Origin of the sequence: Mesorhizobium sp. Cs1299R1N3, from assembly GCF_037179625.1 — a bacterium.
GTDB lineage: Bacteria > Pseudomonadota > Alphaproteobacteria > Rhizobiales > Rhizobiaceae > Mesorhizobium > Mesorhizobium salmacidum.
This window is the reverse complement of record NZ_JAPYKQ010000002.1, coordinates 70,018-95,498: the sequence shown is the minus strand read 5'-3', so window position 1 is coordinate 95,498 and position 25,481 is coordinate 70,018. Positions and strand designations below refer to the sequence as shown.

The window sequence follows — 25,481 nt, the reverse complement described above, 5'->3', positions numbered from 1 at the left end:
TTCGGATGAGGCGGCGCGTCAGCGCCCGGCCCAGTCAATGGCGGTTTGGAGAATCTGCGTCAGCCTGGCGCGGATCGGCGCGGCGAACGCGGCATCGTAGGGCGCGGGCCAATTGTCCGGTGTGCCCTTCCCGTCCGGCTCGCGCATGTAGCCGCGGTTGGAGAGCTCCATCTGCAACGCATGCACGCCCTGATGCGGCTGGCCGAAATGGCGCGTGATCCAGCCGCCCTTGAAGCGTCCGTTGACGACAAAGGTCTCACCGGTTTCTGCCATGATCTGATTGACCATCGCCTGCAACGCCGGATCAGCGCTTTTGCCGTCGTTCGTGCCGAGGTTGAACACCGGCAGCGTGCCCTCGAAAAGGCGTGGCAGCACCGAGCGGATCGAATGGCAGTCGTAGAGGACAATCTTGCCGTGCAAGGTGCGCAACCTGTCGATCTCGGCCTGCAAGGCCGCGTGATAGGGTGCAAAGAACTTCTCGCGACGCTCGTCGATCTCCGACGGTCCCGGCTCTTCACCCTCGCGATAGAGCGGATCGCCATCGAAGGTTTCGGTTGGGCATAGGCCGGTGGTTGCCTGGCCGGGATAGAGCGAGGCGCCGGATGGATCGCGGTTGACGTCGATGACGGTGCGCGAGATCGCGGTGTGCACGACCGTGGCGCCCAAACCGCCGGCGAAATCATAGAGATTGTCGATCCACCAGTCGCAATCGCGGCGACCAAGCCATGGCGACATAAGCCGGTTTTCAAGCCCAGCGAGGTCGATGCCGGTATGCGGGATCGACACCAGCAGCGGTGCCGTGCCTTGTTTTATCGTCAGCCAAGAAGGTGTCATCGCGCAATCCCCGGCAGCGCCACGGCGCTCGCGGCCTTCGCGACTGCACCGCTACGTACCATGGCGATCGCCTTTTCCATGTCGGGGTGGAAGTGCCGGTCATTGTCGAGATGCGGCACCTCGGCGCGAACCAGCTTGCGCACGGCTTCAAGTGCCGCACTCGAGGCCAACGGCGCATGGAAATCGCACCCTTGCGCGGCGGCCAGCAATTCAATGCCGATAACAGCCGTCGCATTCTCGATCATGCCGATCAGCCGGCGCGCGCCATGCGCAGCCATCGAGACATGGTCTTCCTGGTTGGCCGAGGTCGGGATGGAATCGACGCTGGCCGGATAGGCTTTCTGCTTGTTTTCCGAAACGAGCGCCGCCGCAGTCACCTGCGGGATCATGAAGCCGGAGTTCAGGCCGGGCTTGGGCGTCAGGAAGGCGGGCATGCCTGACAGCGCGGGGTCGACCAGCATGGCGATGCGGCGTTCCGACAGCGAGCCGATCTCACAGACGGCCAGCGCGATTATATCGGCGGCGAAGGCGACCGGCTCGGCGTGGAAATTGCCGCCGGAGAGCGCCGTGTCGTCCTCGGCGAAGATCAGCGGATTGTCGGTAACGCCATTGGCTTCGGTTTCGAGCGTATCGGCGGCCTTGCGCAGGACATCGAGCGCGGCGCCCATGACTTGCGGCTGGCAACGCAGGCAATAAGGATCCTGTACACGCTCGTCGCCGAGCCGGTGCGACTCGCGGATGGCGCTGCCGGCCATCAGATTGCGCAGCGCATCCGCAGTTTCGATCTGGCCGCGATGCTTTCTCAACATATGGATGCGCGGATCGAAGGGCGCGTCGGAACCTTTCGCCGCGTCGGTCGAGAGCGCGCCGGCGACAAGCGCCGACTGGTAGAGCACTTCGGCCTCGAACAGGGCGGCCAGCGCATAGGCCGTCGAAAATTGCGTGCCATTGAGCAGCGCCAGGCCTTCCTTGGCGCCCAATGTCACGGGCTCCAGCCCATGCGAGACGAACGCGACCTTGGCCGGGAACCGGCCATGCGGGGTAAAGCATTCGCCGACACCGATCATCACCGCCGTCATGTGCGACAATGGGGCAAGGTCGCCGGAGGCGCCGACTGAACCTTGCGCCGGCACTACCGGGATGACGTCGTTGGCCAGCATCGCTTCGAGCAACTCGATGGTTTGCGAGCGCACACCGGAGGCGCCCTGAGCCAGGCTCGCAAGTTTCAGCGCCATCATCAGCCGGGCAACGGCAACAGGCATCGGCTCGCCGACGCCCGCGGCATGCGAAAGCACGATGTTGCGCTGCAGGGTCTCGAGATCCTCGGCGGGGATGCGCACGCTGGCCAGCTTGCCGAAACCGGTGTTGATGCCATAGACCGGTTCACCCTTGGCGACGATGCGGGCGACAGCTTCGGCGCTTGCCTTGATTTTTGGGCGGCAGGCACCGTCCAGTTTCGGCACGGCGCCACGGTAGATGGCGCGCCAGTCGGCCAGCGTCGCATCGCCGGGCTTCAGCGTCAGTTCTGTCATTGTCCTCTCCAGATGCGGGCATGCAGCGGGTTGAAGCCCATGCGGTAGACGAGTTCGGCGGGACGCTCGATGTCCCAGATCGCCAGGTCGGCTGATTTGCCTGATACCAGCGTGCCGGTCTCTTCGAGCAGGCCCAGCGCACGCGCCGCTTCGCGGGTGACGCCGGCAAGGCATTCGTCGACAGTCATGCCGAACAGGGTCGCCGCCATGTTCATGGTCAGAAGCAGCGAGGTCAGCGGCGAAGTGCCGGGATTGTTGTCAGTGGCCACCGCCATTTTGACGCCAAGCTGGCGGAACAGGGCGATCGGCGGCTTCTTGGTCTCGCGGATGAAGTAGTAGGCGCCGGGCAGGATCGTCGCCACTGTCCCCGCGTTGGCCATCGCCATGGCGCCGGCCTCGTCGGTGTATTCGAGATGATCGGCCGACAATGCACCATAATGGGCGGCGAGTTCGGCGCCATGCAGGTTGGACAGCTGGTCGGCGTGGAGTTTTACGGGCAAGCCGAGCGCCTTGGCCTTGTCGAACACGCGAGACATCTGCTCGGGCGAAAAGGCGATGCCTTCACAGAACCCGTCGACGGCATCGGCCAAGCCTTCCGCGGCGACGCCGGGAAGGATCGTTTTGGCGACGAGATCGATGAAAGCGTCCTTGTCGCCCTTGGCTTCGGGCGGCAGCGCGTGGGCTGCGAGACATGTGGTGCGGACCGTCACCGCGCGTTCATTGCCCAGTTGCCGCGCGGCGCGCAGCGATTTCTTCTCGTTTTCGAGATCGAGACCATAGCCCGACTTTATTTCAACGGTGGTGACGCCTTCGGCCATCAGCGCATCGAGGCGCGGCAGCGTCTGGGCAACCAGGTCGTCCTCGCTGGCGGCACGCAAGGATTTGACCGAGGAAACGATGCCGCCGCCGGCCCTGGCGACCTCTTCATACGTGGCCCCGGCCAGCCGCATCTCGAACTCGTTGGCGCGGTTCCCGGCATGAATAAGATGGGTGTGGCAGTCGATCAGGCCGGGCGTGATCCAGCGGTCCTCGCAATCGATGATCTCGCCCTTGGCAAACGCCGACGGCATCTCGGATTGCGAACCCGCATAGACAATGCGGCCGTCGCGCGCGGCGAGCGCGCCTTGCTCGACGATACCCAGTCCGGCAGAATTTTCAGCCATGGTCGCCAGACGCGCATTGCGCCACAGGCGAAGCCCCCCTGCCGGGTTTTTGCTCTCTACGGCCATCATCTTTTCCGTTTCAATCGGTGGCGATTATGTATATACATATTGAAACGCACTGCAAGTGTCATCATCGCACACGAGACCGGGAAGCGGAGAGAAAAGTGACCGATATCTTTGCGGAACAGGCGCTTCTTCCCAACGGCTGGCACGACAATGTGCGGATCACTTTCGCCAATGGGCGCATTGCGGCCGTAGAGCCTGGGAGCACCGCGTCGCCTGGTGACGAACGCCATGCCATTCTCCTGCCAGGCATGGCCAATCTGCACAGCCACGCCTTCCAACGCGGCATTGCAGGGCTCGCCGAGTTGCGCGGGCCCTCCGCCGACAGTTTCTGGAGCTGGCGCGAGGTGATGTACCGCTTCGCGCTGTCGATGACTCCGAACCAGGTCGAGGCGGTGGCGGCGCAGCTCTACGTCGAAATGCTGGAGGCCGGTTTTTCGCGCGTCGGCGAATTTCATTATCTGCACCATGACCGCGATGGACAACCCTATGCCAACCCAGCCGAGATGGCCGAGCGCATTGCTGCCGCCGCCGGCGAAACGGGGATCGGCCTGACGCTGCTGCCGGTGTTTTACGCACATTCCTCCTTCGGTGGTGCCGCGCCAAACGAAAGCCAGCGCCGATTCATCAACGATGTGAATCGGTTCGCCCGGCTTGTTGAGAAAAGCCGGGAATCTGTTCGCTCTTTGAATCAAGCGATTGTCGGCGTTGCCCCGCACAGTCTGCGGGCCGCGACGCCTGAGGAACTCACGGCGATTGCGGCCATGGCGCCAAACGGGCCGATCCACGTCCATGTCGCCGAGCAGGTGAAAGAAGTCGAAGACTGCCTTGCCTGGTCCGGCGCGCGTCCGGTCGAATTTCTGCTTGGGGCTGCCGCTGTCGATCAGCGCTGGTGCCTGATCCACGCCACCCATATGACCGATGCTGAAACCATCGGCATGGCCAGGAGCGGCGCCATTGCCGGCCTTTGCCCGATCACGGAGGCCAATCTCGGCGACGGCACCTTTGCCGCACCATTGTTCCGGGAGCATGGCGGCCGCTTCGGTGTCGGCTCCGATTCCAACGTGCTGATCGGCCTGCCCGACGAATTGCGCCAGCTCGAATATTCGCAGCGCCTCGCGCACCGCGCCCGCAATGTGCTGGCCGTGGCTGGCGGCTCGACCGGCCGCGCGCTGTACGACGCAGCGCTTGACGGCGGCAGCGTCGCGCTTGGCGCCGGCGCATCGCAAATCGCGCGTGGTGCATCCGCCGATCTCGTCTCGCTCGACGCCGGCAACCCCTCGCTGGCCGGCAAAACCGGCGATGCGATCCTCGACGCCTGGATTTTCGCCAATGGCAGCAAGGTCGATTGTGTCTGGGTGCATGGCAAGAAACAGGTCAACGGTGGCAGACATGCCAAGCGCGAGGCCATCGCCGAACGGTTTCGCAGCGTGATGACAGCGCTTTCCGAGGGTTCACCCAGATGAGCATGACCGAACCGACGGAGATAGACGACAGCGAGACCGTCTCGCTGCATCAGCGCATCCTTTCCGATATCCGCGAAAAAATCCTGTCCGGCACCTGGGTGCCCGGCCACCGTATCCCGTTCGAACATGAGCTGACCGCCGAATACAAATGCTCACGCATGACGGTGAACAAGGCTCTGTCCCAGTTGGCCAAGGCAGGTTTGATCGAACGCCGCCGCCGGTCGGGCAGCTTTGTCCGCCAGCCGCAATCGCAGGCAGCCGTGCTGGAACTTCACGACATCAGGATCGAAGTCGAGGCGCTCGGCCTGCCGTATCGCTACGAGCGGCTGGAACGCCTGAAGCGGCGCAGCAATGGGGAGGACAGGGCGTTGCTCGAACTGTCCGCCGCAGGTCCAGTGCTATGGCTCGAAGGTCTTCATTTTGCCGGCGAACGGCCATTCGCACTGGAGCAACGTCTGATCAATCTTTCGGCGGTTTCGGAAGCCGGGGACGAAGAGTTTCTGGAAATCGCCGCCGGGCCTTGGCTGATCGACCGCGTGCCGTGGAGCGAGGCCGAGCATCGGATACGCGCCATGAGCGCTGACGACGCCATCGCCGATGCTCTCGACATCGATCCCGGCGCGCCTTGCCTGGTCGTCGAACGCCGCACCTGGGGCGCCGAGCACCCGGTCACCCATGTGCGCTTCATCTATCCGGCGGAAAGCCATACGCTGGTGGCAAGGTTCACGCCGTCGCAGGGGTGAGTGATCTCCCCCTCGTCGTGGGGGGAGATCGGCAGTTCTGGCGTCGCGCCTTTACAGCGCCGCGGTGACAATAATCTCGACCAGATATTCCGGGCCGGCGAGCTTTGCTTCGCCGGTGGCGCGGGCCGGCGTGTGGCCCTGCGGCACCCACTTGTCCCATTCGGTATTCATCTCGGCGAAGGTGCCCATGTCGGCCAGCCAGATGATCGCCTGGACGATCTTGGTCTTGTCGGTGCCGGCCTTGGCCAGCAATTCGTCGATGGTCGCCAGAATATCGCGGGTCTGCGCGGCGACGTTGCCGCCGGGTTCGCCGACCTGGCCGGCCAGGTAGACGGTGTTGCCGTGGATGACGATCTGGCTCATGCGCGGGCCAACATCGATGCGACGAATGCTCATTGCGAATTCCTTCCGTTGTGGTCGCGCCTCTTTAGAGTCGCCGTCCGCTTCGGGCAAGGCCGGCTGAACCGAAACCGCTTGAGCCAATTGCTCCATCCAGGGCCAGGCGCCTACACGGCGAGTTGACCACCGCGACGCAATTCCGCCGGATTGGCTTGTTGACTAATGTAATAACATCACATATCCAAACGGCCGCACCTTAGCCGGATTTGGTTTCCCACGGAACGATATGACCCAGACCTGCCTGACATTCCGTGACCTGACGCTGGGCTACAACAGCCATCCCGCGATCCATCACCTCGATGGCGCGATCCGCAAGGGCTCGCTGACGGCCGTGGTTGGAGCCAACGGCTCCGGCAAGTCGACGCTGATGAAGGGTATTGTCGGGGTGCTGAAGCCGATGGCCGGCGAGGTCATTCGCGCGCCGGGCGTGCGGGCGGCTTACCTGCCGCAGCAATCGGAACTCGATCGCTCCTTTCCCGCCCGCGTCGTCGATCTGGTCTCGCTCGGCCTGTGGCCGAAGCGCGGCATGCTTGGCCGCTATACCGGGGAAGATCGTGAGGCCGTCAGCCAGGCTTTGATGGCCGTCGGCCTCGGCGGCTTCGAGAAGCGGCCGATCGACACGCTGTCGGGCGGCCAGTTGCAGCGCACGCTGTTTGCCCGCGTGCTGTTGCAGGATGCCGACCTGATCCTGCTCGACGAACCGTTCAACGCCGTCGACGCCAAGACGGTCGGTGACCTCATTGCCTTGATCAAGCGTTGGCACGGCGAAGAGCGCACCATCATGGTCGTGGTCCATGATCTCGACCTGGTGCGCCAGAATTTTCCCGAAACACTGCTGCTTGCCCGTCAGCCGGTTGCCTGGGGCGAGACCCGGGAGACGCTGAAACCGGAGAACCTGCTGCGCGCGCGCCGCTTCCACGAAGCCTGGGAAGAGAACGCGCCCTGGTGCGAGCCTGACGAGCATGCTCATGACCATGATCATCATGGCCACGACCACGATCATCACCACGGCGCCGGACCGAGGGCTGCCTGATGGATGCGCTCTACAGTCTTTTCATCGCCCCCTTCGCCGATTTCGGCTTCATGCAGCGGGCGCTGTTCGGCTCGCTGATGCTGTCGCTCGGCGCCTGCCCGATCGGCGTCTTCCTGATGCTGCGGCGCATGAGCCTGTCGGGCGACGCGATGGCGCATGCCATCCTGCCGGGTGCGGCCGCGGGTTTCCTGTTCTACGGGCTGGAAATCCTGCCGATGACCATTGGCGGGCTGATCGCCGGCATCATCGTGGCGCTCGGCGCCGGTGCCGTGTCGCGCTTCACCATCCAGCGCGAGGACGCCTCGATGGCGGCCTTCTACCTGATTTCGCTCGCCATCGGCGTGCTGATGGTGTCGATCCGCGGCTCCAGCGTCGACCTCATGCATGTGCTGTTCGGCACGGTGCTGGCGCTCAACAACGAGGCTTTGACGCTGATTGGCGGCATCGTCGCGGTGACGCTGGTCAGCCTTGCCATCTTCTGGCGGGCGCTGGTGGCCGAATGCCTCGACCCGCTGTTCCTGCGTTCGGTCAGCCGCATGGGCAGCCCGGTGCATTTCATCTTCCTCGGTCTCGTCGTGCTCAACCTCGTCGGCGGCTTCCAGGCGCTCGGAACTTTGCTTTCGGTCGGACTGATGATGCTGCCGGCGGCAGCCGCGCGCTTCTGGACGGCGCGCGTCGAGCCGATGTGCGTGCTGGCCGTCCTGATCGGCTTTGCCTCCTGCATCGCCGGACTGCTCTTGTCCTATCATGCATCGCTGCCATCCGGACCTGCCATCATCCTGTCGGCCGGCGTCGTCTATTTCGCCTCGATCCTGTTTGGCACGCGCGGCATCCTGCGCGCCCGCATCATCCATCACCGTCACAGAACGGCCTGATCCCCCGCCCCTGAAAGGAGACCCGCTTATGCTGAAATCGATCCGTGCCGCCCTGACGATGAGCGTTATAACATTTGCCGCCATTGGAGCGTCATCGGCTTTCGCCGCGCCGCTGAAAGTGGTCGCCAGCTTCACAGTCATTGCGGATTTCGCCAAGAATGTCGGCGGCGACCGCATCGCGATCACCACGATCGTCGGCCCAGACGGCGACGCCCATGTCTACGAGCCGAGCCCTGCCGACGCGGTGGCCATGGCCAAGGCCGATATCGTGCTGGTCAATGGCCTGCACTTCGAAGGTTTCCTGCAGCGCCTGGTCGATGCCAGCGCCACCAAGGCCTCCATTGTCACCTTGACCAAGGGGGTGACGCCGATCGATTTCAAACCTGAATTCGCCGACGCCGATGCGGCCGAGGGTGCCGGCACCGGCGGCGGAAAGACCGTCGCCGATCCGCACGCCTTCCAGTCGATCGCCAATGCCAAGATCTATGTGAAGAACATCGCCGAGGCCTTCTGCGCGGCCGACAGCGACGGCTGTGTCAGCTACCAGACCAATGCCGCCGCCTACACCAGGAAGCTCGATGCGCTGGAAGGCGAAGTGAAGGCGGCGATCCAGTCGATCCCCGAGGCAAAGCGCGTCGTCATCACCTCGCATGACGCCTTCGGCTATTTCGAACACGAATACGGCCTGACCTTCCTCGCTCCGCAAGGCATCTCGACCGATTCCGAACCGTCGGCCGCCGATGTCGCCAAGCTGGTAGAGCAGGTGAAGCAGGACAAGGCCGCGGCCATCTTCGTCGAGAACATCACCAACCCGCGCCTGATCGAGCAGATCGCCAGCGAGACCGGTATCAAGGTCGGCGGTACGCTCTACTCGGACGCGCTGTCGCAGCCCGACGGTCCGGGCTCGACCTATATCGACATGATGCACAACAACATCCGTCAGATCAAAGGTGCCATTCTGGGCAGCTGAATTTGATCCGCACCCAACCGGGCCGTATCGGCCTGGTTGGATTTTCTGGCGTGCCGTGTCTATTTGGCAGAGAATTCCGTCGATGCGGATTGCCGTGCCCACCGGGCAATGGCAAGACTGCCGCCAAACCAGATTGCGAGGATATGAGCCATGGAATATCGCCAGATCAGCGAGGACTATTCGGTCTCGGGTCAGATCCAGCCCGAAGATGTCGCCACCATCAAGGAAGCCGGCTTCAAGAGCGTGATCTGCAACCGGCCGGACGATGAGCAGCCCGGCCAACCTTCGGCGGACACGCTCAAGGCAACGGTCGAAGCCGCTGGCCTCGCCTTCCGCTACATCCCGGTGATCAGCGGCCAGATGACCGCCGAGAATGTCGAGGACCAGGCAGAGGCGCTCGACGAACTGGAGGGCCCGGTGTTTGCTTATTGCCGGTCCGGCGCGCGCTGCACCAATCTGTTCCTGGCGATACAGCAGTCGAAGGGCTAGATCGGCAGTGCCCCGGTTTCCTTCAGCGTCTCCAGCACGATCGCGGTCTTCACATGCTGCACGGATTCATGCGGCAGGAGTACGCCGTTGACGAACTCGGACAATGATTTGAGATCGGGCGTCACCACCTTCAGGATGTAATCCATCTCGCCGGTCAGCGCGTGCGCCTCCTGCACTTCCGGCAGGCGCGCCACCAATTCGCCGAAGCGCCGCGCATTGTCGCGGTTGTGGGTGGCCAGCGTCACTGAAATGACATTGACCAGCGAGAAGCCGAGCCTGTCGCGGTCGAGCACGGCGCGATAGCCCTTGATATAGCCATCCTCCTCCAGCCGCTGCCGGCGGCGCGAGCATTGCGATGCCGAAAGGTTCACCCTTTCGGCAAGGTCGTTGTTGGTGAGCCGCGCGTCGCCCTGCAAGAGCGCCATTATCTTGCGGTCAAACTGATCAATGCGCGCATTGTCCATGGTTTTCTCTCATATTATGCATGCTTCACGCATGACATCACCATTTCAAGCGTTTGAATGCAAGCACCATGCACAGGCTCCGCGCTATGATGACGTTGGATGGCCCTTTTTAGGCCAGCTTCCGGAGGAATTATCATGGGTCCCTTCCCACACGACGCCCCGCCCGCCACGATCAGCAAGGACAACCCTGCCGGCACCGATGGTTTCGAGTTCGTCGAATTCGCGCATCCGGAGCCCAAAAAGCTAGCCGAACTGTTCACCCGCATGGGTTATATGGCGGCAGCCAGGCATCGCACGAAGGACATCACCGTCTGGCGCCAAGGCGACATCAACTATGTCGTCAATGCCGAGCCCGGCTCGCACGCGATGAAGTTCGCCGACAAGCACGGCCCTTGCGCGGCCTCGATGGCCTGGCGGGTGGTTGATGCCAAACATGCCTTCGAGCATGCGGTGTCGAAGGGCGCCACGCCTTATGAAGGCGACGACAAGGCACTCGACGTGCCGGCCATATCAGGCATCGGCGGTTCGCTGCTCTATTTCATAGAGGCCTATGGCAAGAAGGGCTCGGCCTATGACGCCGAGTTCGAATGGCTGGGCGAACGCGACCCGCGACCGCAGGGCGTCGGCTTCTATTACCTCGACCACCTGACCCACAATGTCTATCGCGGCCAGATGGACAAATGGTGGGACTTCTATCGCAATCTGTTCGGTTTCAAGCAGATCCATTTCTTCGACATCGACGGCAGGATTACCGGCCTGGTCAGCCGCGCCATCACCTCGCCCTGCGGCAAGATCCGCATTCCATTGAATGAGTCCAAGGACGAGACCAGCCAGATCGCCGAATACCTGAAGAAGTACAATGGCGAAGGCATCCAGCACGTCGCTGTCGGCACGGACGACATCTACGCCGCCACCGACAAGCTCGCCGAGAACGGGCTGAAATTCATGCCCGGCCCACCCGAGACTTATTACGAGATGTCGTATGACCGGGTGAACGGCCATGACGAGCCGATCGAGCGGATGAGGAAACATGGCATCCTGATCGACGGCGAAGGCGTGGTCGATGGCGGCATGACCAAGATCCTTCTGCAGGTCTTCTCGAAGACCGTTATCGGGCCGATCTTTTTCGAGTTCATCCAGCGCAAGGGCGACGAAGGCTTCGGCGAAGGCAATTTCCGCGCGCTGTTCGAATCGATCGAGCAGGATCAGATCAAGCGCGGCGTGATCAAGGTTGACGGCAAGGCGGCGTAAAAGTGAGAGCTCGGAAGACCTTTTGCCACGCATCGGCGCCTTGAAGGGCAAGATTCGTATCGCCGATGATTTTGACGCCCTCGGCCCTGAACGGGCCGAGTATTCGAGATGACGGCTAGAGCCCCAGCCGCCCGACCTCTTTCTCCCTCAGCTTCATATCATAATCGAGCAGGAACTCGTCCAACTGGGGCGGCGCGACCGAGCTACCCGAGAGCATGGCGTGGACCTGGCCGCGATGGTGGATGTCGTGCAGAACGACGTGCGCCAGGATATCGCCGATCTTTTCTGGGATCATGCCATCCTCGCGGCGGTCGGTGATGACGCGGCGATCGAGATCGGTCTCCGACAGGCCATCGCAGAAGGCGATCAGCCGCCGGTCGGCCGCCAGCTGAGCCACGCAAAGCTCCGGCGCAGCATCGAAAGGCACGAAGTCATCGTAGGCAGCGGCACCGACGCCGCCTTCTTCGAGAAATTCGAGGTAGAGATGGTCGACCGCGAGGATGTGGTTAAGCGTCTCCTTGATCGACGGAAAAAAGCTGGTGCGTTCGGTTTCGAACTCGCCGGGCTTCAGCGCAAGCACGGCGCGATAGAGCCGGTCGTTCGACCACAAATTATTGCGCGCCATGCGGCGAAGATGCTCGAGCAGGGTCATTCTTCCTCCTTGCGCTCACCGCTCGTATTTCTCCACCGTCTGCTCGATGGCGCCGAAGATCGAGGCTCCGGTCTTCGACTTCATCTCGATGCGCACCGTATCGCCGAAGCGCAGGAACGGTGTCTTCGGCTCACCCCCTTCAATGGTCTCGATCATGCGCAGTTCGGCGATGCAGGAATAGCCGGCGCCGCCCGCCGAGACTGGCTTGCCCGCGCCGCCGTCGAGTTTGTTGGATACCGTACCCGAACCAATGATGGTGCCTGATACCAGTGGCCTTGTGCGGGCGGCGTGAGCGATCAGGGCCGGGAAATCGAAGGTCATGTCGATACCGGCATTGGCGCGGCCGAACGGCTTGCCGTTGATGTCGGCGAGCAGCGGCAGGCTGACCTTGCCGCCATCCCAGGCGTCGCCCAGCTCATCCGGCGTCACCGCGACCGGAGAGAAGGCGGAGGACGGTTTCGATTGGAAGAAGCCGAACCCCTTGGCGAGTTCCGGCCCGGTGAGCGCGCGTAGCGTGACATCGTTGACCAGCATGACCAGCCGGATCGCGGCGCGTGCCTGATCGAGGCTGGCGCCCATCGGCACATCGTCGACGATGACGGCAATTTCGGCCTCCATGTCGATGCCGAAGGCTTCATCCGCCATGCGGATCGGATCACGTGGCGCAACGAAGGAGTCCGAGCCGCCCTGGTAGATCAGCGGGTCGGTCCAGAAGCTCGCCGGCATTTCGACGCCACGCGCTTTCCGCACCAGTTCGACATGGTTCACATAGGCGGAGCCGTCGGCCCATTGATAGGCGCGCGGCAGCGGCGAATGCGCATCGTGTTCGTGGAAGCGAGCTGCCGGCATCGCATTGTTCTCCAGCGATTCCGCGATTGTCGCGAGATGCGGCGAGATCCTGCGCCAGTCGTCGAGTGCCGCCTGCAGCGTGCGTGCCAGGAACGAGGCGTCGGTGTATTGCGTCAGGTCGCGCGAAACGACGACGAGTTTCCCGTCGCGCGTTCCGTCCTTCAGCGTGGCAAGCTTCATGCGGTTCCCTCTCCTTGTGCAGCTTTCTCGCTGCTTAGCTCCACAACAAGGCCGTCACGGGCAATCGTCAAGTCGCCGGCCCATGTTTTCCTGACGGCGTCGATCCAATCCGCCTCGCCGATTTCGGCATCGTCGGCTGGAATGAGGTGATTGAGCACCAGCCGCTTTACGCCGGCATCGCCGGCGATACGACCGGCCTCCTCGGCAAAGGTGTGGCTGGCGAGCAGATGTTCCTTCAGCCGCGCGCCATTGCCGGTTCTGGCGACCAGCCGTTCGATGCCTTCTTCCAGCATGGCTTCATGGACCAGGATATCGGCACCTTCGGCGAAATCGGCGAGCGGCGGGAAGAAGGCCGTGTCGGCCGAGAACACCACGCTTTTTGCGCCATGCTCGAAGCGCAGGGCAAAGCAGTCGGTCACTGGTGGGTGGTCGACGCGCAGCGCCGTCACCTTCAGGCCGCGTTGCTCGACCACAGGGCCCTCGCCGAATTCGTCTACAGAAACCAACTCGCGAATGTCGGGCCGGCCTTCATCGACGATGCGGATCTCGATATCGAATTCCATTGACTGACAAAAGCGCCGCCAGTAGTGGCCGACCCCAGGCGGGCCGAACACGGTGACCGGCGTCGCCAGGCCAGCCGTCCAGGCGGTGTGGATCAGCGGACCCAGTTCCAGCAGATGGTCGGAATGCAGGTGTGTGATGAAGATCAGGTCGAGCGCCTTCAGGCTGACACCGGCATCGACCAGCCCGCGCGTGACGCCAAGCCCGCAATCGACGACGATTGATCGCCCACCGATCTCGAGCAGCGACGAACTCGGCCACGGTCCGCCCGGCCGCAGCGCAGGACCGCCTTTCGAGCCCAGCAGCACCAGCCGATCCGGTATTGGCTTGCCGCTCAAGACCAGTTGCCCTCGGGCGTGCCGTTGAAGCGTTTCTTCAGGTCGGCCCAGCAATCGATGTAATTGTCCTGCCGGGTTTCGAGTTCGGCGCCGTAGCGGGTGAGCATCTGCGGAAAGCGGGTCTCGAACATGAAAGCCATGGTGTTGTCGAGCTTGACCGGTTTCAGGTCGGCGCGCGAGGCTTTTTCGAAGCCAGGCGCATCCGGGCCATGGGCCAGCATCAGATTGTGCAGGCTGATGCCGCCGGGAACGAAGCCCTCCTCCTTGGCATCGTACTGGCCGTGGATCAGCCCCATGAACTCGCTCATGATGTTGCGGTGATACCAGGGCGGCCGAAACGTATCCTCGGCCACCAGCCAGCGCGGCGGGAAGATGACGAAATCGATATTGGCGGTCCCTTCCTCGCCGCTCGGAGCGGTGAGCACGGTGAAGATCGACGGGTCGGGATGGTCGAACAGCAGCGCGCCGACCGGCGAAAAGGTCGCCAGATCATATTTGTAGGGGGCGTAGTTGCCGTGCCACGCCACCACGTCGAGCGGCGAATGGCCGATCTCGGTGACGTGAAAATTGCCGCACCATTTCACGATCAGCCGGCACGGCGTCTCCTTCTCCTCGAACCAGGCGCAAGGCGTCTTGAAGTCGCGCGGATTGGCCAGGCAATTGGCGCCGATCGGTCCTCGATCGGGCAGCGTCAGCTTGGCGCCGTAATTCTCGCAGACATAGCCGCGCACTTCGGCGTCGACCAATTCGACCTTGAAGACGAGGCCGCGCGGCAGCACCGCGATCTCACCTGGCCTGAGTTCAATGACGCCCATTTCGGTGACCAAGCGCAAGCTGCCCACCTGCGGCACAACAAGCAACTCGCCATCGGCATTGAACAAATGGTCGTCGACCATCGATGTGTTGGCGACATAGACATGGGCGGCCATGCCGGTCTGCCCGAGCACGTCACCGGCCGTGGTGATGGTGCGCATGCCCTGGATGAAATCGGTCGGTTCGTTCGGCATCGGCACCGGATTCCAGCGGTACTGGCCAAGCGCCAGTTCATGATCGCCGACATTGGGGGCGGTCTTCCACAGGGGGTGGCTGGCGGCCTTGAACCGGCCCGTATGCTTGACGCTCGGCCGGATGCGATAGAGCCAGGAGCGCTCATTGGTGCCGCGCGGCGCGGTGAAGGGCGAACCGGAAAGCTGTTCGGCATAGAGGCCGTAGGCCGGCCGCTGCGGCGAGTTGCGCCCCTGCGGCAGCGAGCCAGGCAGTGTCTCGGTCTCGAAGTCGTTGCCGAAGCCCGGCATGTAGGAAAAGGCCATCGCTTCCTCCCGGATTGACCAAACTGGTTTCATTTGTAACCATTGAAAATGTAACTATCAATCTTCCGTTTTTCCCGGGTGCGGACAATGGACATTCTCGAACTCGAAAGCTTCCTGCCCTATCGGCTCTACCGTCTTGCCGATGCCGTCAGCCGCGAATTCTCGAAGGTCTATAAGGACCGCCATGGCCTGACCCGGCCCGAATGGCGCACGTTATCGGGATTGGGACAGCGCGGCACGATGACCGCGACGGAACTCGGCGAGCAGTCGGCCATGCACAAGACCAAGGTCTCGCGCGCCGTGGCCGAGTTGGAACGGCGCCGCTGGCTGATGCGAACGGCTGACGAGAACGACCGCCGCGTCGAGCACCTGACATTGACCAAGATCGGGCTTGCGGCCTATCGCGAGATGGTGCCGCTGGCGAAGGCGTTTGAGAGGGACTTGCTGGCGAAGCTGAGTGTTGACGAGCGGGGGGCGATTGCTAGCGGATTGGCTGCGCTGGAGAGTGGTTTGACGTCGGATAAGAAATAGACGTTAGCGGGACAAAGGATGGCTACCAGTCCATCACCACCTTGCCCGAACTGCCGCTCCTCATCGCATCGAACCCAACCTGGAAATCATCGACGCCGATGCGATGCGTGATTAGGCCGGTCACATCGAGCGGGCCCTGCACCAGGGCGATCATCTTATACCAGGTCTCGAACATTTCGCGGCCATAGATGCCCTTCAAGTGCAGCATCTTGAAGATGACCTTGTTCCAGTCGATCTCGAAGCCGGTTGGCGCTATGCCGAGGATGGCGATCTTGCCGCCATTGTTCATGGTGTCGATCATGTCGCGGAAAGCGGGCGCGGCGCCCGACATTTCGAGACCGACGTCAAACCCCTCGGTCATGCCGAGCGCCGGCATGACATCGCGCAGCTTTTCCTTCGAGGCATCGACGACATGCTGGACGCCGAGCTTTTTCGCCAGCGCCAGCCGCACCGGGTTGATGTCGGTGATGACCACCTTGCGCGCGCCGACGCACTGCGCAACCAGCGCCCCCATGATGCCGATCGGCCCGGCGCCGGTGACCAGCACATCCTCGCCTACCAGATCAAAGGATAACGCCGTGTGGACGGCATTGCCCAAGGGGTCAAAGATCGCGGCGATCTCGTCCGGCACATCGTCGGGAATCGGCACGACATTGTGCTGCGGGATCGCCAGATATTCGCCGAAGGCGCCAGGACGGTTGACGCCGACGCCAAGCGTGTTGCGGCACAGATGTCCCCTGCCCGCACGACAGTTGCGGCAGTGGCCGCAGACGATGTGGCCCTCGCCCGACACGCGCTGGCCGACCTTGTATTCGGTAACCGCAGCACCAAAGTCGGCGACCGTGCCGACGAATTCATGGCCGGTGACCATCGGCACCGGCACCGTGTTCTGCGCCCACTGGTCCCAATTGTAGATATGCACGTCGGTGCCGCAGATCGCTGTCTTCTTGACCTTGATCAACACGTCGTTGGGGCCGATCTCCGGCACCGGCACCTCTTCCATCCAGATGCCCGGCTCGGCCTTGGCCTTCACCAGCGCCTTCATCATGTTCGACATTCTTTTGTCCCTTGAATCTCTTGATCCGGAATCGCTTTTCGGCGCCGGCCGTTCAGGAAATCACGCCCAATTCCCTACCGACCGCACCGAATGCCTCCACCGCGCGGTCGATATCAGCGCTGGAATGCGCCGCCGACATCTGGGTGCGGATGCGCGCCTGGCCTTTAGGCACGACCGGGAACGAAAAGCCGATGACATAGATGCCACGCTTCAGCATACGCGCGGCCATCTGCTGCGCCAGCGTCGCATCACCCAGCATCACCGGTATGATCGGATGATCGACGCCTGCCAGCGTGAAGCCAAGCTTACCCATCTGGGACCGGAACCGCGCCGCATTGGCATATAGGCGCTCGCGCAAGGCACCGCCATTGCGGATCAGGTCAAACACCTTGATCGAGGCGCCGGCGATCGCCGGCATCAGCGTGTTGGAAAATAGATAGGGCCGCGAGCGCTGGCGCAGCCAGTCGACCATCTGGCTTTTGCCAGAGGTGTAACCGCCGGAAGCGCCGCCGAGCGCCTTGCCGAGCGTGCCGGTGATGATGTCCACCCTGCCCTCGACGCCGCAATGCTCGGCCGAGCCGCGGCCGTTTGCACCAACGAAACCGACCGCATGGCTGTCGTCGACCATGACCATCGCATCGTATTTCTCGGCGAGATCACAGACACCCCTGAGATTGGCGATGATGCCGTCCATGGAAAACACGCCGTCGGTGGCGATCAGCCGGAAGCGGCAATCCTTCGCTTCCTGCAATCGCGCCTCGAGGTCGGCCATGTCGTTGTTGGCGTAACGGAAACGTTTGGCTTTCGACAGCCTGACACCATCGATGATCGAGGCGTGGTTCAACGCATCCGAGATAACAGCATCCTCCTCGCCAAGCAGTGTCTCGAACAGGCCGCCATTGGCGTCGAAGCAGGAGCCGTAGAGGATGGTGTCTTCCAGGCCGAGGAAGGATGAAATTGTCGCCTCGAGTTGTTTGTGCTCTTCCTGCGTGCCGCAGATGAAGCGCACCGAGGCCATGCCGTAGCCGTAGCGATCGAGCGCCTGCGTGGCCGCCGCGCGCAGGTCCGCGCTGTCGGCAAGGCCGAGATAATTGTTGGCGCAGAAATTCAATACTTTCTCGCCGCCGACCTCGATTTCGGCCGACTGCATCGAGGAAATCACCCGCTCGGACTTGTAGAGGCCGGCGGATTTCAGCCCTGCAAGCTCGCTGTCGATATGGGAGAGAAATGCTGCGGTCATGATCAGGCCTCGTTTGACGTGGGCAGACTGTCGTCCCGCCGGCGCAAAAAATCCATCGCAAAAGCGACCGGATCAGGTGGCCGGGCAGCATCAGCCGGATGCAATGGACATTGCCCAAGTGACGGCCCGGGAACGCATGGACTGACGAATGCTCAAATGCGGGCTTGCGACGAAAGAAGCCGATAACCATTTCGCGATTTCTCCGCGCCTCCCCCTTGCCGGCCGGCCGTCGACTTCCGGTCCTGTTAACGTTTGCAGTTCAATGGTGCTCATACAGAAATCCGTTGGCGAGAGGACCGCCCCCGAACATGTCTCAGCAGCCGGTGCAAACCGTTTCAGGCAAGCTCATACTGCTGATCAAAGCTGGCTACTGGCTGGCGCTGCTGATCATTGCCGCCATGGTGGCGGCCTCCTTCGTCCTGCTGCAGCAGACGATGGCCACGCAGCAGCACAACAACACGCTGCTCGACATCGTCGGCACGCAAAAAACGTTATCGCAGCGCATCGTTTTCCTTGCCAGCGCAACAGGCGCCGCCTCGCGCGACAAGCAGCCAGCGCTGGTCAGCGCGCTGAAGCAGGCCACGGCTGAGTTCGAGACAAGTTATGATCTGCTGCTCAAGCAGACAGGCGCGGATCCGCAATCGCCTGCCAAGTTCGATCCGAAGTCGATCGAGAGCGTGCTTTTCGCCAAACCCTTCCATCTCGATTATTTCTCGGTTGGCCTGATCGCCAATGGCGATCGGCTGGTCTCGGCCTTTGAATCGCAACTCAACCAGCTCGACAATGGGGGCTACAAGGGCGGCGCCGAACGAGTCAACCTCGATGCCTCGGTCGCCAATGCCACGCTGTCGGGCTATGCCGCGCTCGGCCAGCGCATCAGTGCGGATGCCGACGAGCGCTCCGAGAAGCTGCTCACCCTCCATCGCACGCTGTTCTACGCCACCCTCGGTGTCATCCTGCTGGTGGCGCTGTTCATCTTCAGGCCGATGTCCAACGCGATCCTGCGCAAGACACGTGAACTGGTCGATGCGCGCAATTCGATGGCCTTCATCGCGGTGCATGACGGCCTCACCGGCCTGCACAACCGCACCTTCCTGACCGACCATTTCGAGACGCTGATCAAGGGCGCGCATCGCCGGCGCGAACGCCTGGCCGTGGTCCAGCTCGACCTCGACCGCTTCAAGCAGATCAACGATACGCTGGGCCACGCCGCCGGCGACTATGTCCTGGTGGTGACCGCACAGCGCATGCGCGATTCCTGCCGGGCGTCGGATCTGTGCGCGCGGCTTGGTGGCGACGAATTCGTGATGATCCTCAACGGAGCCGGCAACACCGAGGACATCAACATGCTGGCACGGCGCATCCTGGTGCACATCAATGAGCCCATCGTGTTCCAGGGCACCACCATCCTTCCGGGCGCCAGCGGCGGCATCGCCGTCTATCCGATCGATGCCGACAATGCGCAAGACCTGCTCGTCCATGCCGATCTGGCGCTTTACTCCGCCAAGAAAATGGGTGGCGGCAACTTCTCGTTCTTCTCAGAGGAACTGCGCCGCGAGCTCGACTACCGCAAGCAGCTCGAACACGACATCAAGGTCGCCATTTCCGAAAAGGCGTTCCAGGTCTATTTCCAGCCGCAGGTCTCGCTTACCGACGGCACCATCAGCGGCATCGAAGCGCTCGTGCGATGGAACCATGCCGAGCGCGGCATGATCTCGCCGGGCGAATTCATTCCGGTCGCCGAGAAATGCGGCTTTATGCCGGAGATCGGCCGCATCGTGATCAGCAAGGCGATCAACGAGGCCGCTGAATGGAACCGTGCCGGGATTGCCTTCGGGCGGCTTGCCGTCAACGTCTCGGGCACCGAGTTGCGCGAGCATGATTTCGATACGTTTCTGTTCGAGACGCTGGAGAAAGCCGGACTGCCGCCGCAGAAACTGTCGCTGGAAATCGTCGAATCCGTCATTCTCGACGACGAGAAGACAGGCATCGCGGCGAAGTTGCGCCACATCAGGGCGGCCGGCGTCCATCTGGAGCTCGATGATTTCGGCACCGGCTATGCTTCGCTCAGCCACGTCAATCCCAACGAGATCGACCGGCTCAAGATCGACCGCCGCTTCGTCCAGAACATCCATGAGAATGGAGACAACTCCAAGATCGTGCGCGCCATCACGGAGCTTGCCCGGGGACTGGGCATCTCCATCGTCGCCGAGGGCGCCGAAACCGAGGCGGAACTCGATTCGCTGATGGCAATCGGCTGCGACCAGGTGCAAGGCTATTCCATCGCCTTCCCGATGCCGCATGACAAGGCGCTCGAGTGGCTGACCGCCCGCATGCCGAAGAAAGCCAGGCTGACGGTATTGCAGGGAAGCCTGGCGTAGGTAGAGCCCGGCCTTGACAAGCAGCCGCGGAAATGGCGGCCTGCCCTGATCGCAATGGGATAGCGGCCGCATGACATTCCTTCGGCTTGCCCTGGCAGCCATGTTGATGCCGGCGTTGCCGGCCTATGGCGCGGATCGCACCATCTATCTCACCTTCGACGACGGTCCGCTGAACGGCACGAGCAACATCCTCGACGTCTTGGAGGCGGCGCAGGTTCCGGCAACGCTGTTCATGGTCGGCATGCATGCCGAAGCCAGTGCGTCCAACAAGGCGTTGGTACGGCGCGCCAAGGCGATGCCGTTGGTGACGATCGGCAACCACAGCTACAGTCACGCCTACAATCACTACCGGCACTTCTATGGCGATACGGAAGGCGTGGTTGCCGACATGCTCATGGCCAATGCCGTATTGGGCCTGAAGCCGGCGGTGCACGCCCGCCTGCCGGGTCGCGATGTGTTCCGGCTGCCTTCGATGTCGAAGAACGACAATTCGCTTGGACAGGCGCAAGCCGGGCGTGAGGATCCCGACTATGAGTTCGTCGCGGCGTCCGGCTTTTATCTCTATGGCTGGGACCACGAGTGGGTGCACAAGGACAGCGGCGAGCCGGTCCAGAGCGTCGACCATCTGGTCAGCGAGATCGATCATTTGTTCGGCTATGGCCATTTCGCCAAACCCGGTAAGTTGATCCTGCTCATGCACGACGAGATGTTTCAGGACGGCTTTGACGGCAAGACGCAATTGACCAAGCTGATCACCGCATTGAAACTGCGCCACTATGCGTTTGGAATAATCCAGAGCTATGACGACTGAGCCATCAGGTCGGCACTGCTAGCTCCCCACATTCTCCCGCAACGCCGCGAGCACCTGTGCAAACTCAGCCAGACGCTCGTCGGACAGTCCGGTGCGAAGCCGCTTGTCGAAAACAAGCGCTGCTTGCCGCAACATCTCGAACAGCGCTTCTCCCGCCGCTGTCAATTCGACCATGTGAACCCGTCGGTTGACGGGGTCGCGCCGACGCGTCAGCAGGCCCTGCACCTCCATCGCATTGAGATGATGGGTCAGCGTCGCGCCCTGGATGCCGATCATGCCGGCAAGTTCGCGCTGATTGGCAAGCTCGCTCGACTTCACCGACAGCAGCGTGAGCCAGACCGGCAAGGTCCCCCCCGCTTCAACCAAGGCAGCGTCGAAGGCCTGGGCAACAAGCTTGGCGGTGCGGCCGAGATTCATGCCGACCGGCGGGCGGTCAAATGGTGTCATGATCTGACAGTAGAGCAAGCAATGGAAAACGTGAAACTTGGCTTCATGATTGACATCTAACCGTTAGATATCTAATTTTTGGCTTATTGATGGCATCGCGACATGGTTGCGGCGCGTAGGCGGCGGGCGAATGGAGAGGAAATGCGGTCATGCAATATGTTTATATCGTCGTCATCGGCCTGCACGTCTTGGCCGGCGTCTTCTGGGCCGGCACGACCATCGCGGTTGCCCGGGATCCGGACATCCGGGCAGAGCGGTTCTTCCGGCCGCAAATGGGCGCTGCCGGCTTGGCTTTCCTGACCGGTTTGCTGCTCTGGTATTTCTTTCATGAGGGTGCTTTCGGCTCGATGGAGAAGGTACTGGCGCTCGGCATTTTGACGGCGCTGATCGCCGCCGGCGTGCAAGGCGCGCTTGTGGGCTCCGCCAGCAGGCAGCTTGCCGGCGCCGATGCCGCAACCCAAACGGAGCTGCGCGCGAAAATGACCAGGGGCGAACGCATCGCCGGCGGGCTGCTGGTCATCACCGTGCTTTGCATGGCGACCGCCAAGATGTTTTAGAATCGCACGGCCGGTGAAAGCCGATCATGCGCGGCGCGCAACGGACCAGAGCGTTAGGTGGCTCTCCTTGCAAAGGCCGTTGCGCGCCACCTGATCGTGATCAAATCCTGATCCCGAACCGTATGCCGTCATAGATGGCCGCGTGGATGTTGCGTGAGGCGACCGCATCGCCGATGCGGAACACGACGAAGCCACCTTCCGAATTGCGCGATGGGAAGATATCGCCGCCGTTCACCAGCCGCTCATAATCGATCGCGCCGCCGTTCCTCGACAGCGGCTTCAGCGACAGATAGAGGTCGTCAAGCGGCGCCGTGCCGTGCTCGACCACCACTTGGTCGACCCTGCGCTCCCCGCGCCAGCCATCGGCAAAATCCGAAGCGAGTTCCGCGACCAATTGATTGCCCTCGCGCCGCACAGAGCGCAGGCGTGTGTTGATGGTGATGGTGACGCCCCTTTCCTGGAAGGCGCGCATGTACGGCACGTGGTTCATGCCGCCCATTTCGGGGGCGAAGAACCGCTCCGGCGAAACCAGTTCCAATTTCGAGCCGCTGTTGGCAATCAGTTCGGCCGCGCCCATGCCCTGATGGCCGCCATTGTCGTCAAAGAGAAGAACATTCTCGGCCGGCTTGACGCTGCCGGCCATGATGTCCCAGCTCGAGGTGACGAGATTGTCGCCGGAGGCCAGCGGCGGGTTCTGCGGCAGGCCTCCGGTGGCGACGACCACCACGTCAGGCGCCAGGGCCAGGACGTCGTCCTGCTCGGCCCAGGTGTCGTAGCGGATCTCGACGCCCAGCCGTTCGAGTTCGGCCAGACGCCAGTCGATGATGCCGATCAATTCCTTGCGGCGTGGGTTCTGGGTCGCCAGACGAACCTGGCCACCCGCTTGTGATGATGCTTCCAGGATCGTGACCTGATGGCCGCGCTCGGCCGCGACCCGCGCCGCCTCCAGTCCGCCGGCGCCGGCGCCGACAACCACGACTTTCCGCCTAGGCCCTTCCGTCTTGGCGATGATATGCGGGATATCCGCCTCGCGGCCGGTCGCCGCATTGTGGACGCACAGCGCCTCGCCGCCTTCATAGATGCGATCCAGACAATAGGTGGCGCCGACACAGGGACGGATCTCGTGCTCGCGGCCCTCCATCACCTTCCTGATGATGTGCGGATCGGCGATGTGGGCGCGGGTCATGCCGACCATGTCGAGCTTGCCGGTGGCGATCGCATGGCGCGCGGTGGCGACATCGGAAATGCGCGCCGCGTGGAAGGTCGGGAATTTCGTCGCCGCCCTCACCTCGCCGGCGAAATCGAGATGCGGCGAAGACCGCATGCCGGTCACCGGGATCACCTTTGTGAGCGCCGCATCGGTCTCGATCGAACCACGGATGATGTTGAGGAAATCGACCTTGCCGGAGCCGGCCAGCCGCCTGGCGATCTCGACGCCCTCCTCCTTCGACAGGCCTTTCTCGAAATCCTCGTCGGCGACCATGCGGATGCCGACGACGAATTTCTCGCCGACCGCCGCCCGCACCGCATCGAGCACCATGTTGGTGAAGCGCAGGCGATTGTCGAGCGAACCGCCATACTCGTCATCGCGACGATTGGTGGCAGGCGACCAGAAGCCATCCATCAGATGGCCGTAGGATTCGAACTCGATGCCGTCGAGCCCGGCTGCCTGGCAGCGCTGGGCGGCCGATGCATAGTCGGCGACGATGCGCTCGATATCCCACTCCTCGATGGCCTTGGGGAAAGCACGATGCGCCGGCTCGCGCACCGGCGAGGCCGACAGCACCGGCAGCCAGTCGGCCTTGTTCCAGCCGGTGCGGCGGCCAAGATGGGTGATCTGGATCATCACCTTGCAATCGTGCTCGTGGCAGGCGTCAGCGAGTTCGGCCAGCCACGGCACGATGCGGTCGTCATAGACATGCAAATTGCCGAAGGCGGCCGGGCTGTCGCGCGAAACGATGGCCGAGCCTGCGGTCATGGTCAGCGCCATGCCGCCCTTGGCCTTTTCGGCATGGTAGAGCCGATAGCGCTGCTTCGGCATGCCGTCCTCCGAATAGGCCGGCTCGTGGCTGGTCGACATCACCCGATTCTTCAGCGTCAAATGCTTGAGCTGGTAAGGTTGGAGAAGCGGGTCGTTGCTGATCATCGTCTTCCTGCCGTTTTAATTTGTGCTAATGAGCGGCAAATCCAAGGAAAACCGCTTATGATCGATACCAAAACCCTCACCCAGCTCGGCACGCACGTCGAGACGCCACAGAGCCCCGAAGCTGCGGTCCTGGAAACCGTGCCGTTTTCGCGCGGCGACGGACCGCCGGCGATCGTGCGCTTCACCTGCCCGGAATTCACCTCGCTCTGCCCGGTGACCGGACAGCCGGATTTCGCTCATATCGTCATCGACTACGCCCCCGATGCCGCCCTGGTGGAATCGAAGTCGCTGAAGCTGTTCATGACCTCGTTTCGCAACCATGGCGCTTTCCATGAAGACTGCACGGTGATGATCGGACGTCGCATCGTGGCCGCGACCAAGCCGCTCTGGTTGCGCATAGGCGGCTATTGGTATCCACGCGGCGGCATTCCGATCGACGTGTTCTGGCAGACCGGCGCTCCGCCGGAAGGCGCCTGGCTGCCGGACACCGGCGTCGCCCCCTATCGCGGACGCGGCTAGTTCGGCCATCATTCGCACTGGTACTGGCTTAGCGCCCATTCGCCGGTCACCGACAAAAGGTCCGATATCTTCCATTCGCCGCCGACCTTCTTGAACTTCCATTCGAGGCGGTGCGGGTTGCCGCCGACGACGAAGGCGACGATGACCTTGGCCTGATCGCCATTGATCGCTTCGAGCGTCTTCAGGCTCTTGTCGATCTCGGCCTTGTCGTAGTCCGCATTGTCGAGCGCCATGTTGGGGTCCAGGCACTCGCCCTGTCCGGATTTGCGCAACGCATCGCTCTTGTCGAGCACGGTTTTAGCCGGGTCTGTGAAATGGCCGCGCTGGGCCGGATCCACCTCCAGGCCGACTTGATCGTAAAACGGCCGCACCACCGCTGTCGGCGATCCCGGCTGGATGGGGGCGGCAAGCTCGCTCGGCGGCCAGGCCACCGGTGGCGTCGCCGGCTCCGCGGCTCCGCCAGGCGCGGTTGCCGGCGGTGTCCGGCCGTCATCAGGCGCGGTCCCGGCAGGGGCATTTGCCGGCGGCGCGCCCAACAGGCCCTGGGCGGATGCGCCGTTCAAGCCAGCCGCCAGCAGGCACATGGCCGACAATGACAGGAGCGCGCGACCGGCCATTGC

26 protein-coding genes are annotated in these 25,481 nt (G+C 62.7%); 12 read left to right on the top strand and 14 right to left on the bottom strand.

From position 1 onward, the window contains the following. Positions 1–18: 18 nt before the first annotated feature. From hutG to hutI, 3 genes are read right to left on the bottom strand one after another with little or no spacing between them, the layout of a single operon-like run. A complete protein-coding gene (hutG, locus tag O7B34_RS05780) occupies positions 19–834 on the bottom strand; it encodes an N-formylglutamate deformylase (RefSeq protein WP_337145271.1) in 816 nt (271 codons plus the stop codon). Beyond that, positions 831–2,366, bottom strand: a complete 1,536-nt coding sequence (gene hutH, locus O7B34_RS05775; RefSeq protein WP_337145270.1) for a histidine ammonia-lyase — start codon at positions 2,364–2,366, stop codon at positions 831–833. Before hutH ends, hutG begins: the two co-directional genes overlap by 4 nt. Next, positions 2,363–3,595, bottom strand: coding sequence for an imidazolonepropionase (gene hutI / locus O7B34_RS05770; RefSeq protein ID WP_337145269.1), 1,233 nt, complete (start codon positions 3,593–3,595; stop codon positions 2,363–2,365). The genes hutH and hutI overlap by 4 nt, the downstream gene beginning before the upstream one ends. Positions 3,596–3,693: 98 nt before the next feature. Between hutI and O7B34_RS05765 the strand changes: the two genes are divergently transcribed. Further along, positions 3,694–5,058, top strand: coding sequence for a formimidoylglutamate deiminase (locus tag O7B34_RS05765; protein ID WP_337145268.1), 1,365 nt, complete (start codon positions 3,694–3,696; stop codon positions 5,056–5,058). Positions 5,059–5,060: 2 nt separating this feature from the next. After that, a complete protein-coding gene (gene hutC, locus O7B34_RS05760) occupies positions 5,061–5,801 on the top strand; it encodes a histidine utilization repressor (protein ID WP_337145623.1) in 741 nt (246 codons plus the stop codon). 51 nt (positions 5,802–5,852) lie between these two features. Here the strand turns inward: hutC and O7B34_RS05755 are convergent, their stop codons facing one another. Then, on the bottom strand, positions 5,853–6,197 hold the full coding sequence (locus O7B34_RS05755; RefSeq protein WP_337145267.1) for a RidA family protein: 345 nt from the start codon (positions 6,195–6,197) through the stop codon (positions 5,853–5,855). Positions 6,198–6,426: 229 nt separating this feature from the next. Between O7B34_RS05755 and aztA the strand changes: the two genes are divergently transcribed. The 4 genes from aztA (at position 6,427) to O7B34_RS05735 (ending at position 9,567) form a co-directional block, all read left to right on the top strand. Then, positions 6,427–7,233 (top strand): zinc ABC transporter ATP-binding protein AztA, encoded by an 807-nt coding sequence (gene aztA, locus O7B34_RS05750; RefSeq protein ID WP_337140794.1) that lies wholly within the window; start codon positions 6,427–6,429, stop codon positions 7,231–7,233. Beyond that, positions 7,233–8,108 (top strand): zinc ABC transporter permease AztB, encoded by an 876-nt coding sequence (gene aztB, locus O7B34_RS05745; RefSeq protein ID WP_337145266.1) that lies wholly within the window; start codon positions 7,233–7,235, stop codon positions 8,106–8,108. The genes aztA and aztB overlap by 1 nt, the downstream gene beginning before the upstream one ends. 28 nt (positions 8,109–8,136) lie before the next feature. After that, positions 8,137–9,078, top strand: coding sequence for a zinc ABC transporter substrate-binding protein AztC (gene aztC, locus O7B34_RS05740; RefSeq protein WP_337145265.1), 942 nt, complete (start codon positions 8,137–8,139; stop codon positions 9,076–9,078). Positions 9,079–9,228: 150 nt separating this feature from the next. Continuing rightward, a complete protein-coding gene (locus O7B34_RS05735) occupies positions 9,229–9,567 on the top strand; it encodes a TIGR01244 family sulfur transferase (RefSeq protein WP_337140797.1) in 339 nt (112 codons plus the stop codon). On the opposite strand, the gene O7B34_RS05730 is transcribed toward O7B34_RS05735, so the two are convergent. Beyond that, entirely contained in the window at positions 9,564–10,031 is a 468-nt protein-coding gene (locus O7B34_RS05730; RefSeq protein ID WP_337145264.1) for an Lrp/AsnC family transcriptional regulator, read from the bottom strand. The two genes, O7B34_RS05735 and O7B34_RS05730, sit on opposite strands and share 4 nt — an antisense overlap. 135 nt (positions 10,032–10,166) lie before the next feature. Here O7B34_RS05730 and hppD point away from each other — a divergent pair, with 135 nt between their 5' ends. Then, on the top strand, positions 10,167–11,282 hold the full coding sequence (gene hppD, locus O7B34_RS05725) for a 4-hydroxyphenylpyruvate dioxygenase (protein WP_337145263.1): 1,116 nt from the start codon (positions 10,167–10,169) through the stop codon (positions 11,280–11,282). 115 nt (positions 11,283–11,397) lie between these two features. On the opposite strand, the gene O7B34_RS05720 is transcribed toward hppD, so the two are convergent. Genes O7B34_RS05720 through hmgA form a run of 4 tightly spaced genes read right to left on the bottom strand, consistent with a single transcriptional unit; the run spans position 11,398 to position 15,172 of the window. Continuing rightward, a complete protein-coding gene (locus O7B34_RS05720; RefSeq protein ID WP_337145262.1) occupies positions 11,398–11,934 on the bottom strand; it encodes a DinB family protein in 537 nt (178 codons plus the stop codon). 15 nt (positions 11,935–11,949) lie between these two features. Beyond that, the gene (locus O7B34_RS05715) at positions 11,950–12,963 is read right to left on the bottom strand and encodes a fumarylacetoacetate hydrolase family protein (RefSeq protein WP_337145261.1); all 1,014 of its coding nucleotides are present in this window, start codon (positions 12,961–12,963) and stop codon (positions 11,950–11,952) included. Beyond that, positions 12,960–13,847 carry an MBL fold metallo-hydrolase gene (locus tag O7B34_RS05710; RefSeq protein ID WP_442920953.1) on the bottom strand — a complete coding sequence of 296 codons (888 nt, stop codon included), beginning with the start codon at positions 13,845–13,847 and terminating at the stop codon, positions 12,960–12,962. The genes O7B34_RS05715 and O7B34_RS05710 overlap by 4 nt, the downstream gene beginning before the upstream one ends. An 11-nt stretch (positions 13,848–13,858) precedes the next feature. Further along, complete coding sequence (gene hmgA, locus O7B34_RS05705) at positions 13,859–15,172, bottom strand: homogentisate 1,2-dioxygenase (protein ID WP_337145259.1); 1,314 nt, start codon at positions 15,170–15,172, stop codon at positions 13,859–13,861. A gap of 87 nt (positions 15,173–15,259) precedes the next feature. On the opposite strand from hmgA, the gene O7B34_RS05700 reads away from it, so the two are divergent. Further along, entirely contained in the window at positions 15,260–15,703 is a 444-nt protein-coding gene (locus tag O7B34_RS05700; protein WP_337145258.1) for a MarR family winged helix-turn-helix transcriptional regulator, read from the top strand. 22 nt (positions 15,704–15,725) lie between these two features. Here the strand turns inward: O7B34_RS05700 and tdh are convergent, their stop codons facing one another. Together tdh and O7B34_RS05690 are read right to left on the bottom strand one after the other, a co-directional pair. Then, positions 15,726–16,760, bottom strand: a complete 1,035-nt coding sequence (tdh, locus tag O7B34_RS05695; RefSeq protein WP_337145257.1) for an L-threonine 3-dehydrogenase — start codon at positions 16,758–16,760, stop codon at positions 15,726–15,728. Positions 16,761–16,812: 52 nt separating this feature from the next. Beyond that, the gene (locus O7B34_RS05690; protein ID WP_337145256.1) at positions 16,813–18,000 is read right to left on the bottom strand and encodes a glycine C-acetyltransferase; all 1,188 of its coding nucleotides are present in this window, start codon (positions 17,998–18,000) and stop codon (positions 16,813–16,815) included. A 308-nt stretch (positions 18,001–18,308) separates the two neighbouring features. Between O7B34_RS05690 and O7B34_RS05685 the strand changes: the two genes are divergently transcribed. Both O7B34_RS05685 and O7B34_RS05680 read left to right on the top strand, forming a co-directional pair. Further along, positions 18,309–20,381: a putative bifunctional diguanylate cyclase/phosphodiesterase gene (locus tag O7B34_RS05685; RefSeq protein WP_337145255.1), complete on the top strand. Its 2,073-nt coding sequence runs from the start codon at positions 18,309–18,311 to the stop codon at positions 20,379–20,381. A 70-nt stretch (positions 20,382–20,451) separates the two neighbouring features. Beyond that, positions 20,452–21,192 (top strand): polysaccharide deacetylase family protein, encoded by a 741-nt coding sequence (locus O7B34_RS05680; RefSeq protein WP_337145254.1) that lies wholly within the window; start codon positions 20,452–20,454, stop codon positions 21,190–21,192. An 18-nt stretch (positions 21,193–21,210) separates the two neighbouring features. Here O7B34_RS05680 and O7B34_RS05675 read toward each other — a convergent pair whose 3' ends face one another. Continuing rightward, on the bottom strand, positions 21,211–21,609 hold the full coding sequence (locus O7B34_RS05675; protein ID WP_337145253.1) for a MarR family winged helix-turn-helix transcriptional regulator: 399 nt from the start codon (positions 21,607–21,609) through the stop codon (positions 21,211–21,213). A gap of 179 nt (positions 21,610–21,788) precedes the next feature. On the opposite strand from O7B34_RS05675, the gene O7B34_RS05670 reads away from it, so the two are divergent. After that, complete coding sequence (locus O7B34_RS05670) at positions 21,789–22,196, top strand: hypothetical protein (RefSeq protein ID WP_337145252.1); 408 nt, start codon at positions 21,789–21,791, stop codon at positions 22,194–22,196. 100 nt (positions 22,197–22,296) lie between these two features. Here O7B34_RS05670 and O7B34_RS05665 read toward each other — a convergent pair whose 3' ends face one another. Then, a complete protein-coding gene (locus tag O7B34_RS05665) occupies positions 22,297–24,342 on the bottom strand; it encodes an NADH:flavin oxidoreductase (RefSeq protein ID WP_337145251.1) in 2,046 nt (681 codons plus the stop codon). 57 nt (positions 24,343–24,399) lie between these two features. Here O7B34_RS05665 and queF point away from each other — a divergent pair, with 57 nt between their 5' ends. After that, entirely contained in the window at positions 24,400–24,861 is a 462-nt protein-coding gene (gene queF, locus O7B34_RS05660; RefSeq protein ID WP_063171865.1) for a preQ(1) synthase, read from the top strand. Positions 24,862–24,869: 8 nt separating this feature from the next. Here the strand turns inward: queF and O7B34_RS05655 are convergent, their stop codons facing one another. Next, positions 24,870–25,478: a hypothetical protein gene (locus tag O7B34_RS05655; protein WP_337145250.1), complete on the bottom strand. Its 609-nt coding sequence runs from the start codon at positions 25,476–25,478 to the stop codon at positions 24,870–24,872. Positions 25,479–25,481 lie beyond the last annotated feature (3 nt).